The 13,909-nt window shown below is 62.8% G+C and carries 13 protein-coding genes; 3 read left to right on the forward strand and 10 right to left on the reverse strand.

Translation table 11 applies throughout. The features are described 5' to 3' along the window. Position 1 precedes the first annotated feature (1 nt). The 5 genes from M4J40_RS12970 to M4J40_RS12990 all read right to left on the reverse strand — a co-directional run bounded on the left by M4J40_RS12970 (position 2) and on the right by M4J40_RS12990 (position 4,240). Positions 2–490, reverse strand: coding sequence for a GNAT family N-acetyltransferase (locus tag M4J40_RS12970; RefSeq protein WP_251754563.1), 489 nt, complete (start codon positions 488–490; stop codon positions 2–4). Beyond that, positions 490–1,740, reverse strand: a complete 1,251-nt coding sequence (locus M4J40_RS12975; RefSeq protein ID WP_251754564.1) for a Zn-dependent hydrolase — start codon at positions 1,738–1,740, stop codon at positions 490–492. Before M4J40_RS12975 ends, M4J40_RS12970 begins: the two co-directional genes overlap by 1 nt. Before the next feature lie 259 nt (positions 1,741–1,999). Next, the gene (locus M4J40_RS12980; RefSeq protein ID WP_251754565.1) at positions 2,000–2,230 is read right to left on the reverse strand and encodes a hypothetical protein; all 231 of its coding nucleotides are present in this window, start codon (positions 2,228–2,230) and stop codon (positions 2,000–2,002) included. Positions 2,231–2,398: 168 nt separating this feature from the next. Next, a complete protein-coding gene (locus M4J40_RS12985) occupies positions 2,399–2,779 on the reverse strand; it encodes a VOC family protein (RefSeq protein ID WP_251754566.1) in 381 nt (126 codons plus the stop codon). A gap of 141 nt (positions 2,780–2,920) precedes the next feature. Then, complete coding sequence (locus M4J40_RS12990) at positions 2,921–4,240, reverse strand: aspartate aminotransferase family protein (protein WP_257235214.1); 1,320 nt, start codon at positions 4,238–4,240, stop codon at positions 2,921–2,923. 190 nt (positions 4,241–4,430) lie between these two features. Between M4J40_RS12990 and M4J40_RS12995 the strand changes: the two genes are divergently transcribed. Continuing rightward, entirely contained in the window at positions 4,431–4,979 is a 549-nt protein-coding gene (locus tag M4J40_RS12995; RefSeq protein ID WP_251754567.1) for a cupin domain-containing protein, read from the forward strand. Positions 4,980–5,066: 87 nt separating this feature from the next. Continuing rightward, positions 5,067–5,738, forward strand: a complete 672-nt coding sequence (locus M4J40_RS13000; protein WP_251754568.1) for a TetR family transcriptional regulator C-terminal domain-containing protein — start codon at positions 5,067–5,069, stop codon at positions 5,736–5,738. On the opposite strand, the gene M4J40_RS13005 is transcribed toward M4J40_RS13000, so the two are convergent. Beyond that, positions 5,739–6,554 carry a helix-turn-helix transcriptional regulator gene (locus M4J40_RS13005; protein ID WP_251754569.1) on the reverse strand — a complete coding sequence of 272 codons (816 nt, stop codon included), beginning with the start codon at positions 6,552–6,554 and terminating at the stop codon, positions 5,739–5,741. A 16-nt stretch (positions 6,555–6,570) separates the two neighbouring features. Between M4J40_RS13005 and M4J40_RS13010 the strand changes: the two genes are divergently transcribed. Continuing rightward, positions 6,571–7,143, forward strand: a complete 573-nt coding sequence (locus tag M4J40_RS13010) for an NAD(P)H-dependent oxidoreductase (RefSeq protein WP_251754570.1) — start codon at positions 6,571–6,573, stop codon at positions 7,141–7,143. Between the two features lie 8 nt (positions 7,144–7,151). Here M4J40_RS13010 and M4J40_RS13015 read toward each other — a convergent pair whose 3' ends face one another. From M4J40_RS13015 to M4J40_RS13030, 4 genes are all read right to left on the reverse strand, one after another. After that, the gene (locus tag M4J40_RS13015) at positions 7,152–7,706 is read right to left on the reverse strand and encodes a methyltransferase domain-containing protein (protein ID WP_251754571.1); all 555 of its coding nucleotides are present in this window, start codon (positions 7,704–7,706) and stop codon (positions 7,152–7,154) included. Positions 7,707–7,829: 123 nt separating this feature from the next. After that, positions 7,830–9,137 carry an NAD-dependent dihydropyrimidine dehydrogenase subunit PreA gene (preA, locus tag M4J40_RS13020; protein ID WP_251754572.1) on the reverse strand — a complete coding sequence of 436 codons (1,308 nt, stop codon included), beginning with the start codon at positions 9,135–9,137 and terminating at the stop codon, positions 7,830–7,832. A 12-nt stretch (positions 9,138–9,149) separates the two neighbouring features. Then, positions 9,150–10,475, reverse strand: a complete 1,326-nt coding sequence (locus tag M4J40_RS13025; protein WP_251754573.1) for an NAD(P)-dependent oxidoreductase — start codon at positions 10,473–10,475, stop codon at positions 9,150–9,152. Positions 10,476–11,345: 870 nt separating this feature from the next. Continuing rightward, positions 11,346–13,556 carry an anthranilate synthase component I gene (locus M4J40_RS13030; protein ID WP_251754574.1) on the reverse strand — a complete coding sequence of 737 codons (2,211 nt, stop codon included), beginning with the start codon at positions 13,554–13,556 and terminating at the stop codon, positions 11,346–11,348. Positions 13,557–13,909 lie beyond the last annotated feature (353 nt).

The following is a 13,909-nucleotide window of genomic DNA, read 5'->3' on the forward strand; positions in this document are numbered from 1 at the left end:
TTCAACCCTCGTTGGACGGTTCATCCGTCAGTTTTCTTGTCATGAACAGACTGTAGGGGTTCGCGACATAATCGGCAAAAGGACCGCATTCGACGTACCCGAGCCGACGATACATCGCCACCGCCTCGGTGTTGAGCAACCCCGTCTCCAGAAAGAGCGTTTTCGCGCCACGCTCCCCCGCGATCGCCTCGAGCCGCGCCATGATTCGGCGTCCGAGACCCGATCCACGCGCCAAATCCGACACGAAGATGCGCTTCAGTTCGGCCGTGCCGTCGCCAAAGCTCTTCACCGCACCGCAGCCCTCCGCCACCCCGCCGCGCCGGGCGACGACAAAGGCGATATCCGGAGATTTCAGACCGGCGATATCGGTACCGAAGCAAGCCTCGGGCGGATAGCGCTCCCCCGCATAGGTGTCGGACGCCTCGATCAGAGCCACGACATCCGGGCCTTCGGGCGCCTCCTCCGCTATGACGTGAAGCGCACCCGTCATCAGGCGACGATCTCCGCAGTTTCCAGCACGGCATGCAGCAACACGTCGGCGCCGGCCGCAGCCCACTCGGGCGTGATCTTCTCGTCCTCGTTATGGGAGAGACCATCGACGCAGGGGCACATGATCATTGTGGTCGGCGCCACCTTGGCGGCCCAACAGGCGTCATGACCGGCACCGGAGACGATGTTCATGTGACTGTAGCCGAGCTTTTCGGTCACCGAGCGAACACGGGAGACCAGCGTCGGATCGAAAGTGACCGGATCGAAGTGGCCGACCACCTCGACGGCGCACTTGACGCCCAGGGGATCGCAAAGCTTCGGCGCTTCGGCTTCGATGATCGCCCGCATGCGGTCGAGCTTGTCCTGATCGGGCGAACGGATGTCGACGGTGAAGACCACCGTGCCGGGCAACACGTTGCGCGAATTGGGAGAGAACTTCACCTGGCCGACGCCGCCGACGGCGTTCGGCTGGCTGTCCATCGCCACCTTTTGCACCAGTTCGAAGATGCGCGACATGGCAAGACCGGCGTTGACGCGCATGTCCATCGGCGTCGAACCGGTGTGCGCCTCCTTGCCGGTCAGCGTGAACTCAAGCCACCAGAGCCCCTGGCAATGGGTGACGACGCCGATCTGCTTTTCCGCGGCTTCGAGAATGGGGCCCTGCTCGATGTGGTACTCGAAGTAGGCGTGCATCTTGCGCGCGCCCACCTCTTCCTCGCCGAGCCAGCCGATGCGCTTCAGCTCATCGCCGAACACGTTACCGTCGAGATCCTTGCGCGAATAGGCGTAGTCGAGCGTGTGGACGCCGGCAAAGACGCCCGACGCCAGCATGGCCGGCGCGAAGCGGCCGCCTTCCTCGTTGGTCCAATTGACGACGACAATCGGATGCTTGGTCTTGACTCCGAGATCGTTGAGCGAGCGGACGACTTCGAGCGCGCTCAGCACGCCAAGCACACCGTCATACTTGCCGCCGGTGGGTTGGGTGTCGAGGTGGCTGCCGACATAGACCGGAAGAGCATCCGGATCCGTGCCGGGCCGCGTGAAGAACATCGTGCCGATCTGGTCGATGCCGAGCGTCATCCCGGCCGCCTCACCCCAGGCCTTGAACAGCGCCCTGCCCTTGGCATCGGCGTCGGTCAGCGTCTGCCTGTTGCAACCGCCCCTCAGGCCCGGCCCGGTCGTCGCCATCTCCTCGAGGCTGTCCCACAGCCGCGCCCCGTTCACCCGCAAATTATCGGTCGGCGTCGTCATTGTGTTCCCCTGCTCGCGAGAGCGAAGCCGATTGAGCCGCCCCCGGCATCTCCGGCCATCCAGCCATCGGTCAAGACGGTGGATCGGCAAAACTTTTACCAATTGATAAAGGCATAGTCGGGTTTGCCTTTGAAATGGTCAAGGGTGATTTTTAAGCAAACATCTGCCTCAAAGCCTCAGTTTTCGGCGAACGCGAAAAATCTGCCGCATCACTTTGCAGTTGTCGAGAGCAAAGCCAAGGCACTCGTCCGCGCAACACTCACCACACCAGAGTACCGATCAGCGCGGATGCGGCATAGGCAGCATTGAAAACCAGGAGAAGATGAAAGCCATGCAGCAGAATGTGATGAATCGACATCGGCTGCCGGACCATCAAGTGGGCAAGGCCGATCATGGCCAGCATCAACACTCCAACGAGCGAAGCAACGATGCGGCGGGACAAGCCGCAGAAAGCGGCCACCAGCAGGGTAATGACAGTCATCGACAACACGTCCCGCTCCGACTCCGGATCGTCGCAGGCAGGCTCGATCCGGCATCAAGCCAAAAAATGACCGACGGGACGACAAAGCCGACGGCGGCATTCACTTTGCCGCGACTCTTCGAACGACCGGCTCGCCGGAACACGCGACGAGCCGGAGACCGTTCGGGACGCTTCAACTCACCTCGGTTCGGCTTCGAGGTAACCGATGGCGCTCCCGGCGGCGTCGAGCACGATGGCGACCTTGCCCACGCCGGGAATAGCCCACGGGCCCCGCATGACCTTGCCACCAGCCGGCGCCACCTTGCCGACCGCCTCGTCGATGTCATCGATGGCAATGTAGGGGAACCAGTCACGCGAACCGGCCTCGCTCTCCGGCCACTCGAAGATGCCGGCGACCGGCTTCTCCTGACCGGCAGCGAATGCCAGCGTGTATAGACCGTTTTCCCCCATGTCTTGCTCCGTAAACGTCCAGCCCAGGGCCGCGCCATAGAAAGCCTTGGCGGCGGCGACATCGGGGGTCATCAACTCGTTCCAGCAAAAACTGCCGTGCATGGTCATGGCGCTCTCCTCTCGATAGGCCAATACGGAACATATCGTGAACCAAGTGTTCGGCCAGCGCAATGACAATAATCGGTCCTAACGAAAACGCCGACCGGGAAGTCCCGGCCGGCGTCTTCTCGTCCAGCATCAGCCAACAAATCAGGGCAACGTCTTCAGCACGTCGGCGATCACGGACACCAGGAAATCGATCTGCTCCTTGGTGACGATCAACGGCGGCGACAGGGCAATGATGTCGCCGGTGGTGCGCATCATGACGCCCTTCTCATAGGCGCTGAGGAAGGCGGCGAAAGCGCGCTTGGTCGGCTCGCCCTCCATCGGCTGCAACTCGATGGCGCCGACGAGACCGATGTTGCGGATGTCGATGACGTGCGGCAGCCCCTTCAGCGAGTGCAGCGCATCCTCGAAATACTGCGCGAGCTCCGGCCCGCGATTGAGCAGCCCCTCGTTGGCGTAGATGTCGAGCGTCGCCATCGAGGCGGCGCAGGCCACCGGATGGGCCGAGTAGGTGTAGCCGTGGAACAGCTCGATGGCGTGCTCCGGCCCCGTCATGAACGCTTCGTAGATCTCCGAGGAGCAGAACACGCCGCCCATGGGTATGACGCCGTTGGTGATGCCCTTGGCCGTGGTGACGATATCCGGCACCACCCCGAAATGGTCGACGGCGAACGGCGATCCGAGACGGCCGAAACCGGTGATGACCTCGTCGAAGATCAGGAGGATGTCGTGCTTGGTGCAGATCTCCCTGAGACGCTCAAGATAGCCCTTCGGCGGCACCAGAACGCCGGTCGATCCCGACATCGGCTCGACGATGACGGCGGCGATGTTGGAGGCGTCATGCAGGTAGATGATGCGCTCGAGTTCGTCGGCGAACTCCGCGCCGTATTCCGGCTGGCCGCGCGAGTAAGCGTTGCGCTCGATGTCGTGGGTGTGGCGCATGTGGTCGACGCCGGTCAGCAGCGAGCCGAAAAACTTGCGGTTGGTGGGAATGCCACCGACCGAAATGCCGCCGAAGTTGACGCCATGATAGCCGCGCTCGCGGCCGATCAGGCGGGTCTTGCTGGCCTTGCCGCGCGCCCGCTGATAGGCGACGGCGATCTTCAGGGCCGTCTCCACAGACTCAGAACCGGAGTTGGTGAAGAACACGTGGTCGAGCGGCTTGGGCATCATCGACGTCAGCCGCGCCGCCAGCTCGAACGCCTTGGGATGGCCCATCTGGAAGGCCGGGGCGTAGTCGAGCTCACCGACCTGATTGGCGACCGCCTCGACGATCTCACGACGGCCATGACCGGCATTGACGCACCAGAGGCCGGCGGCGGCGTCGAGCAGCTTCCGCCCTTCGACGGTGGTGTAATACATGCCGGAGGCCGAGGCGAGCAGGCGTGGCGCCTTCTTGAACTGCCGGTTGGCGGTGAACGGCATCCAGAAGGCTTCGAGGTTGTTGGGAACGGGAACGTTCATGAAAATCTCCGAGCGAAGCGGACGGCGAAGCCTGAATAGCGGTCGAGCAGCGTCCGGATCGACACGTAGATAACGACATGCCCGTTTCCTGAACAAGCAGTTATCTTGTGCAGATTGCACCCCTTGCAAATGCAGGCCGTTTGTGCGGACCTGTTCGGGAAAGTGAACAACTAAACAGTGGGGGAGCGCCATGGCACTCGATCTCGGCGGCCGGCTCAGGCGGTTTCGCGAAGCGCGAGGTTTGTCGCAGCGCGAGCTGGCGCGACGCGCCGGCATCTCGAACGCCACCGTCAGCCAGATCGAATCCAACACCATCAGCCCGTCGGTCGGCGCCCTGAAGCGCATCCTCGACGCCTTGCCGGTGCCGATGTCGGACTTCTTCGCAGAGGATGAGCCGACGGCCGAGCAGATCTTCTTCAAGGCGGAAGACCTGATGGAGATCGGGCGCGGTGGGGTTTCCTATCGCCAGGTGGGGCGCGACCTGACCGGCAAGGCGCTGCAGATCCTCTCCGAACGCTACGAGGTCGGCGGCAGCTCGGGCCGCATCCACCTGCGCCACGAGGGCGAGGAAGGCGGCATCGTGCTGAAGGGACAGCTCGAGGTGATCGTCGGCGACAAGCGCCAGGTGCTCGGTCCCGGCGAAGCCTACTACTTCAAGAGCAACGAACCCCACCGCTTCCGCAACGTCGGTGACCACGTCTGCGAGGTCATCTCCGTGTGCACGCCGCCGAGCTTCTGACCATCCGGACAAATTCTTCCACCGCGACCAGCGTTTTGCCGCCGATCCGGGCTTGCCGAACTTCGGGAATGCGTGGACATTCGCTTCATGAGTTACGAAACAGCGATTGAAGGTCAGGATCTGGCCCGTGCGCGGGGCTCCAAGAAGCGGACGCGCATTCAGGCCGAAAACGAGGAGCGAATCCTCGACGCGGCGCTGGAGGTTTTCTCGCGCTATGGCTTCCGTGGCGCCACTGTCGACCAGATCGCCGAGAAGGCCGGCATGTCCAAGCCGAACCTTCTCTATTACTTCCGCCGCAAGCACGATCTCTACACGGCGGTGCTGACGCGCACGCTCGACATGTGGCTGGCGCCGTTCGGGGAAATGGCCGAGGATGGCGACCCCGAGACCGAACTCACCGGCTACATTCGCCAGAAGCTCGAACAGTCGCGCGACTTTCCCCATGAAAGCCGGCTGTTCATCGGCGAAGTGCTGCTCGGCGCGCCACATCTCGACGCGGTACTCAGGACCGACCTCAAGTCGATCGTCGAAGAAAAGGCCGAGGTCATCCGCCGCTGGATCCGGGACGGCAAGCTCCTCGACGTCGACCCGGTCCACCTGATCTTCATGATCTGGGCGACGACGCAGCATTATGCCGACTTCGACGCGCAGATCCGCTCGGTGTTGGGGCGTGGCGTCGAGGATCCCGCCACCTTCCGTGCCGCCTCCGACACGGTGATCGGCGTCTTGATGCGCGGCATACTGCCGACGCGCGGCTGATCACGCCTCCGCCCGGCGCCGAACCTCGCCGGGGGAACGACCGCATGCGGTTCTGAACATCGCAATAAAGGCGCTGACGCTCTCGTAACCGACCTCAAGAGCCACTTCGCCCACGCTGGCTCCTTCGGCCAATCGCATTGTCGCCCGATGGACAATGACCGCCCGCTTCCAGGCGGAGAAGGTCATGCCGACCTCTCGTTCAAAATGCCGCGTGAAGCTCCGGCGCGACATGGCCACGTCCTTCGCCACCACATCGATGCTCGTCTTGACGCTTGGCGACGCAAGGAAGGCCTGGGCCCATGCGCGCATGCGAGGTGGCGTCGGCAGTCTCATGCCAAGAGCGTTGCCGGCGTGGGTATTGACCTCGTGGGCAACGATATCGAGCAACGGTTTGGCGAGCTGATCACCCGCCGACAAAAGCCGCAGCCGATCCAGGGCGCCAACAAGCAGCGGAGAGGCCTCGAGCACTGCGATATGACCAGGCAACCGGCGCGCGAAGGCATCCGAAACAAGCGTCAGCCAGAAGCGGACCTCGCCGTGCGAGCGGGACGCATGCAAGACCCCGGCGGGAATCCAATGAAGACTCCCTGGAGGAACCGCCCAGACGCGCCCCTCCGCCTCCAAGCTCAGAACCCCTTGCTCGATATACGTAAGCTGCCCCTGCCCGTGGCTGTGAAGCGGCGAACAGTGGGTGGTTTCGCTCTCGATGAGACGGTTGTTGCAGGTACTCGCCACCTTGGCCCAAACTCGATATTGATTGACCAAATGCAGATAACAGACCATCGGTGACTGGGCTAGTCTTTCGGCGATCCCCACCGCCGGAGCACACCCAGTGACGGTTCTTCATATTGATTCAAGCATCCAGAAAGATGGTTCCATCTCGCGTCAGTTGACCGCTGCCATCGTCGCAGGCCTCGTCGAAGGCACGGACGAGCCGGTGATTTATCACGACATGACGACAGAGGAGTCCCCCGTGATCGACCCACGGCAGGGCGACAGCCCCGCCGCCGATGAGTTTCTCGCTGCGGACGTCATCGTCATCGGCGCACCGATGTATAACCTCGGCGTCCCGGCCCGCCTCAAGGCATGGATCGACTCGGTTTCCATCCCCCGCAAGACGTTCCGCTACACCGAGAACGGCCCGGAAGGGCTGGCCGGGGGGCGGAAAATCATTGTCGCCTATGCGAGCGGCGGCTTTCACCGTGGGCCGGAAGAAGACTTCGTCGATCCCTATCTTCGCTCCTTCTTCCGCCTGCTCGGCATCAAGGACATCGACATTGTCCGCGCCGAGGGCGTCAACATTTCCGACGACCAGCGGACACGAACGATGCGCGCCGCTCTTTCGGAGGTCGCCGGCATCACGGCCCGCATCCGAGAGGAGCGTCGGCAAGCCGTCGACGCCTGACCAATGGCTCACGCCTTGGCAAGGACGGCGGCCCGGCTCTGCCAGATACTCGGACGATCGACAACGACAAGGCCGGCGGCTTCGGCCGCCGCGCATTCCAAGGCAAAGGATGCTTCAGATACATGTCCCTGCGGCTCGGCCAGAAGCAGGCGCGCGCCTGACCTCATGACCGCCGCCGCTTCGCTGAAGAAGCCCGCGACATTGCCAAGCTCGTGAACCATCGCGAAGGCAAGCACGAAGTCGATCTCTCCTTCAAGGTCGCCAACGCCAAGGCCGTCCTCGCGCCCGAGGCGCATGTCGATCCGCGTCTCCAAGCCCGCCGATCTGGCGCGACGGGCGAGTGCGGCCAGCATGCGCGGTTCGATGTCGACCACATGAACCTTGCCGGTCGGTCCGACGAGACGCGCCAGTTCGAGCGTAAAATAGCCCATGCCGGGTCCGGGCTCCAAAACCCGGAAGCCCGGCTTGACATGCGGCTCCAGCATCCGCCCCGGATGCTGACGCAGCTTGCGCAGTGGATTGAGCAGGAAATAGCCCAGGTACCAAGGACAGCGATGCGGCATTCGTTTCTCCCCCCAGCCGGCGACGAGCCCAAAACTCGCCCGCCAGCGCCCTTCAAATGGGGGGAGTATCGCGGCACGACCATGCCGCGACCGCTCCGGATCATTGCTTAGTGTCGGCCGGTTTCACTCGGCTGCGACGGCCGAGGGGTTGTTCGGATGGGTAGTCCAGTTGGCATACTGGGGCGACACCACCTTGCCGGTGCGCGGATCGACCGAACCGGGCGCCATCGGCTGCATGGTGATGCAACCTTCGACCGGACAGACGTTGACGCAGAGATTGCAGCCGACGCACTCTTCGTCCTTCACCTCGAAGCGCCTGACGCCGTCGACCATGTGGGTAATCGCCTGATGCGAGGTGTCCTCGCAGGCGATATGGCAGCGACCGCACTTGATGCAGAGATCCTGGTCGATCTTCGCCTTTGCGATGTAGTTGAGGTTAAGGTACTTCCAGTCGGATATGTTCTTGATGGCGAGACCACGGAAATCCTCAATGGTGGAGAAGCCATGGCTGTCCATGTACTTCTTCATGCCGTCGATCATCTCCTCGACGATCTTGAAGCCGTAGGTCATCACCGCCGTGCAAACCTGCACAGTGCCGCAGCCGAGCGCGATGTATTCCGCCGCGTCGCGCCAGGTCTCGATGCCGCCGATACCGGAGATCGGCAGGCCATAGGTTTCCGGGTCGCGGGCGATCTCGCCGACCATGTTGAGGGCGATCGGCTTCACGGCCGGTCCGCAATAGCCGCCGTGACTGCCCTTGCCATCGATGGTGGGGACCGGAGCGAAGCTGTCGAGATCCACCGCGACGATGGAGTTTATGGTGTTGATGAGCGACACCGCATCCGCCCCACCCTTCTTGGCGGCGCGGGCCGGATAGCGGATGTCGGTGATGTTGGGCGTCAGCTTGACGATCACCGGCATGCGGGTGGCTTCCTTGCACCAGCGGGCGACCATCTCGATATACTCGGGCACCTGCCCCACCGCCGAGCCCATGCCGCGCTCGCTCATGCCATGCGGACAGCCGAAGTTGAGTTCGAGGCCGTCGGCGCCTGTCTCCTCGACGCGGGCGATGATCGACTTCCAGTTCCGCTCTTCGCAAGGCACCATCAGCGAGACAACCAGCGCCCTGTCGGGCCAAGCCTTCTTCACCTCGGCAATTTCGCGGAGGTTCAGTTCCAGCGGGCGGTCGGTGATCAGCTCGATGTTGTTGAGGCCGGCGAGGCGGCGATCGCCCGAATGAATCGCCCCATAACGCGGACCGTTGACGTTGACGACGGCGGGATCCTCGCCGAGCGTCTTCCAGACGACACCGCCCCAGCCGGCCCGGAAGGCGCGTTCGACATTATACTTCTTGTCGGTGGGCGGCGCCGAGGCCAGCCAGAAGGGGTTCGGCGACTTGATGCCAAGAAAATTGCTACGGAGATCGGCCATGTCGGAACTCCTTCAGACGGAAAGGGCGGCGTGGATGGAAAGGGCGGCGCGCTTGCCGTGATCGACGGCCTGAACGGTGAGGTCTTCACCGCCACGGACGCAGTCGCCACCGGCCCACACCTTGGCAAGCGACGTCCGCATCTCCTCGTCAACCGCGATCCGCCCGCCATCGAGGGCAACCGTCTCCACCACTCCGGAAACGAAGGTCTGCCCGATCGCCTTCATCACCTGGTCGGCGGTGAGGCGAAGGGCTCGGCCGGTTCCGGTGAGCCGGCCAGAGGCATCGAGCGCCGTCCGTTCGAACTCGACGGCGGAGACGGCATTGCCTTCCGACACCACCTGCCTGGGCGCCACCCAATGCAGGATGCGCACGCCGTTCACCTGGGCGAGCTCCTGCTCGTAGCGGCTGGCGCCCATTTCGGCCGGCCCGCGCCGATAGGCGATGGTGACTTCGTCGGCGCCGAGCTTCTTGGCCTGCACGGCGGCGTCCACCGCCGTCATGCCGCCGCCAATGACCACGACGCGCGAACCAACCTCGATGGCCGACTTGTCCTGCGATTGGCGGAGATCCTCGATCCAGCGAACCGCATCGACGACGCCCGCCGTCTCCTCGCCCTCGACACCGAGGGCATTGACGGCTTGAAGGCCAAGCCCGAGGAAAACGGCATCATAGTTGGAGCGAAGATCGGCCAGCGCAAAGTCGCGGCCAAGCGCCTTTCCGGACTCGACGGTGATGCCGCCGACGCCGAGAACAAAGTCCACCTCGCGCTGGGCAAAGCCATCGGTCGCCTTATAGGCGGCGATGCCGAACTCGTTCAGCCCGCCCGCCTTGCCGCGCGCTTCGATGATGGTGACGTCGTGGCCTCTCAGCGCCAGTTCGTGCGCACAGGCGAGGCCCGCCGGGCCGGCGCCGACGACTGCAACCTTGCGGCCGGTGGCCGGCGCGCGGACGCCGTAGGTCGAGTGACGCTCAATATAGGTGTCGGTGGCGTGGCGCTGGAGAAGACCGATGCGTACCGGCTTTTCCTCGGCGGCATTGCGCACGCAGGCTTCCTCGCAGAGGGTCTCCGTCGGACAGACGCGGGCGCACATACCGCCGAGAATGTTGGACTCGAATATTGTCTCGGCGGCGCCTTCGACGTTGCCCGTTCCGATCTTCCGGATGAATAGTGGTATGTCGATCGAGGTCGGGCAAGCATTGGTGCACGGCGCATCGAAGCAAAAATAACAGCGATCGCTTTCGACGACAGCCTCATGCGCGCTGAGCGGCGGATGAACATCCGAGAAGTTCTTACCGTAATCGTCCGCCGCGAGGCGTCCCGCAGAAATGTCCGGCATGAATGTTTGTCCCGTGGCTTGTGCGAAGTAATGACGAAGACAAAGAAATCCCGTTCACCGGATCAGCCAGTTTGGCGCATCCGATGTCTTTGATCCGAACGTGACTCAGGGCAGTGAAAATCGCCCCGAACCAGATGTTCCGATTGCTTTGTCCGCTATTCCCCGGCGGTTTTTCTCCGCCCTTCTGTTTCCTTGATCTTTCGGTAAAAAAAACGAAGGGTCAAGGCGCAAATTTGAGCAGAAACACGGGGATCAAGCCTTTTCCCTGAGCGACAGACGGAAGCTCAAGCTAGGCCGTGCAAGCGTGTTGGCCCCACCCTGCCGGAGATCGCGCTCACGCCAGAGAGGCAAAGGGGACCCTCCGCTCGGAATGACGGCAGCGACAATCGTCGAAAAAAGCTCGGCTTGGAGGCTGGACAAAAAAAGAGGGCTTGCGCCCTCTAGTTGTTTGGACCGCTAGTCCGCGAAACCGCGGAAAGGGGCTGCTAACCCCGCGACGAGTTGAGCCAGCAACGTTGTCGCAATTTTTATGATAGCGCGTCGCTCGCAATCTTCCAGCGCCAAAAGCCGTCACAGCCTGATTTTCGTTCGCAACATCGCAGAAACATTCAAAACACCATTCGAGTGCGACATCCTTGCAACAGGTTGCAAATGGGAGCCCGCCGTCGGCTTCTCAAGCCTATCTATTTGAATATAATACATAAAGCACCATGCAGGACTCCTTATGCCGCGAGAGAATCTCCCTCGGCAGAGGTTGGTGACGACGGTCTCGTGACGTTCTTGCCGCCACGGATCAATGGTTGTGGTGATCCGTGGCGACAAATGCTCGATTGGTTGCAGTCCATTGGACGATCGCCATTGGCATCGTCACTATTGGCCCTTTGCCTTGAACCCAACTAAACCCTGGATAGCATTCTCGACGATCACATGGCCTGCGTCCGCCGACAAGGACATGATCGATTCGGGGTGGAACTGGACGGCCGCGAAGGGTTCGCTTTGGTGCTCGATGGCCATGACCACCCGGTCTTCGGTCTCCGCCGTCACGCGGAATGCGTCGGGCAAATGCGCGCGGTCGGCGTGGAGCGAGTGGTAGCGGCCAATGACGATCTCGGACGACAGCCCCTTGAACAGCAGCGAGTTGGCGGAAACTGCGATCTTCGACGGCTTGCCGTGATAGGGGATCGAGAGCTGCGCCAGTTTGCCGCCGAAAGCCTCCACCATCGCCTGCAATCCCAGACAGACGCCAAAGACCGGCAAGCCAAGCTGCCGCGCCGCCGCGATCGTCCGCGCACAATGAAAGTCGGAAGGATTGCCCGGCCCCGGAGACATGACGAGCAGGTCGGGCTTCTCGGCGGCGATCATAGCCGGGTCGATACCCTTTCCCTTCGAGGCGCGCAGCGTCTTCACCTCGGCGCCGGTCTGCCGGAAATAGTTGGCCAGCGTGTGAACGAAGCTGTCCTCATGGTCGACCAGCACGATGCGCATGCCCGAGCCGATGGCCTCACGCGCCTCCGACGCGGCGGCGACCGGAGCATCACCGGCCTCGCGAATGGCGGCGATCAGGGCCGAGGCCTTCAGCTCGGTTTCCTTCTCCTCATCCTCCGGAACCGAGTCGTAGAGAAGCGTCGCACCGGCGCGCACCTCGGCGATGCCATCCTTGAGGCGGATCGTCCTGAGGGTCAGGCCGGTGTTGACGTCGCCATTCATCAGGAAAGCGCCGACGGCGCCGCCGTACCACGCACGACAACTCTTTTCGTTGTCCTCTATGAACTGCATGGCCCACAGTTTGGGCGCGCCGGTCACCGTCACCGCCCAGGCATGGCTCAGGAAGGCGTCGAGCCCGTCCATGCCATCGCGCAGCCGCCCCTCGATGTGATCGACGGTGTGAATGAGGCGCGAGTACATCTCGATCTGACGGCGGCCGATGACGCGGACGGAACCCGGCTCGCAGATGCGGCTCTTGTCGTTGCGGTCGACGTCCGAGCACATGGTGAGCTCGGCTTCGTCCTTCTTGGAGTTGAGTAGGATGCGGACCTGCTCCTCGTCTTCGATGGCGTTGCGGCCGCGCCGGATGGTGCCGGAGATCGGGCAGGTTTCGACACGCTTGCCATTGGTGACGCGCACAAACATCTCAGGGCTGGCGCCGATCAGATATTCGGACGCGCCGAGATTGAACATGAAGCCGAAGGGCGCGGGGTTGGTCTGCTGAAGGCGACGGGCGATGGCCGACGGCGACGAGGACGGCTTCTCATAAAACACCTGTCCCGGCACCACCTCGAACAGGTCGCCGCGCCGGAAATACTCGACGGCCTTGCTGACGGACGACGCGTATTCGCCGGGCTGGTGGTCGCCGCGCCCAGGGTCGCGATCGGCGACCTTGAAGGGCTGGGCCTCGCCGTCGCGCGGCAACCCGACGGTCAGGCGTCCTTCGACGACGAAGTCATAGGAATAGATGGTGGCGGCGGCGCGGTGATGGTCGACGACGACGATCTCGTCGGGGAAATAGAGCACGAGGTCGCGCTGGTCGTCGGGACGCGGCAGCTTGAAGTCGACGCTGTCGAACTGGAAGGCAAGATCGTAGCCGAAGGCGCCCCAGAGGCCGAGCTTGTCGTCCTCCGGCGTCGCGAACTTCGCGATGATGCGACGTAGCACGGAGAAGACCGAGGGCTGGCGCGAGCGATCCTCTTCGGCAAAGCCGCCCTCAGGCGTCTTCACCTCAAGCGAGATCAACACGTCATCAACGGAGAAAGACGCGAGATCGGGGCCGCGAACGGCGGCGACGAAAGCGGGGAGCAGGATGCGGCCACGGGCGTTGAGCGCCTCGATGGTGACCTTTCGGCCACGCGCGGTGATCGCCACCGGCGGATCGACGAAAGCGATGTCCCAGCGCGAGTATCGTCCGGGATACTCGTAGTTGGACGACAGAACGGCGCCTCGGCGCGTATCAAGCTTGTCGAAATAACCTGAAATCGCCGTCTTGTAGTGGTCGGGCCGCGCACTGCGCGCCACCTCCACGCCACCGGCGGTGACGAATGACTCTCTCTTGCCTGAAAAACCGGTTTCGGCGTCGTTCTTGACCATCGCAATCTCCCCTGTAGCCACTCAGGGAGACCGCCTAGGACACCTCAACAAAAAGGGCCGGTCCGGTCTCCCGGAGCAGCCCTCGCTCATTTCGTCCCACCTGGACACACCGCGTCGGCCGCTCTCTTCAAGAGAAGCGCCACCACCAGGATGCGTTCAGGGCGACAAAACCGTTCATGCCTCACCCATAGGCGAAGCGCGTCAGGTTGTAAAGGCTCTGCCCTTCCCTCGCCTCAAACGCGGACGAACCTCGGTTCGCCGAGCTTCATGCGGCGCCGCACGCCACTTCACGGCTTCGGGATTTGCCTTCACATCGCGACGCACTCGCAAAGATGAGTTTGCATTTGCTCCAT

The organism is Pleomorphomonas sp. JP5 (genome assembly GCF_023721815.1).
In the GTDB taxonomy this organism is placed as follows: Bacteria; Pseudomonadota; Alphaproteobacteria; order Rhizobiales; family Pleomorphomonadaceae; genus Pleomorphomonas.

Coding starts and splice junctions, on each gene's coding strand:
- M4J40_RS13000 (WP_251754568.1), top strand. CDS start 5,067: ATGAGTTACGAAACAGCGATTGAAGGTCAGGATCTGGCCCGTGCGCGG.
- M4J40_RS13025 (WP_251754573.1), bottom strand. CDS start 10,475: ATGCCGGACATTTCTGCGGGACGCCTCGCGGCGGACGATTACGGTAAG.
- M4J40_RS13030 (WP_251754574.1), bottom strand. CDS start 13,556: ATGGTCAAGAACGACGCCGAAACCGGTTTTTCAGGCAAGAGAGAGTCA.
- M4J40_RS12990 (WP_257235214.1), bottom strand. CDS start 4,240: ATGAACGTTCCCGTTCCCAACAACCTCGAAGCCTTCTGGATGCCGTTC.
- M4J40_RS12995 (WP_251754567.1), top strand. CDS start 4,431: ATGGCACTCGATCTCGGCGGCCGGCTCAGGCGGTTTCGCGAAGCGCGA.
- M4J40_RS13015 (WP_251754571.1), bottom strand. CDS start 7,706: ATGCCGCATCGCTGTCCTTGGTACCTGGGCTATTTCCTGCTCAATCCA.
- M4J40_RS12985 (WP_251754566.1), bottom strand. CDS start 2,779: ATGACCATGCACGGCAGTTTTTGCTGGAACGAGTTGATGACCCCCGAT.
- preA (WP_251754572.1), bottom strand. CDS start 9,137: ATGGCCGATCTCCGTAGCAATTTTCTTGGCATCAAGTCGCCGAACCCC.
- M4J40_RS12975 (WP_251754564.1), bottom strand. CDS start 1,740: ATGACGACGCCGACCGATAATTTGCGGGTGAACGGGGCGCGGCTGTGG.
- M4J40_RS12970 (WP_251754563.1), bottom strand. CDS start 490: ATGACGGGTGCGCTTCACGTCATAGCGGAGGAGGCGCCCGAAGGCCCG.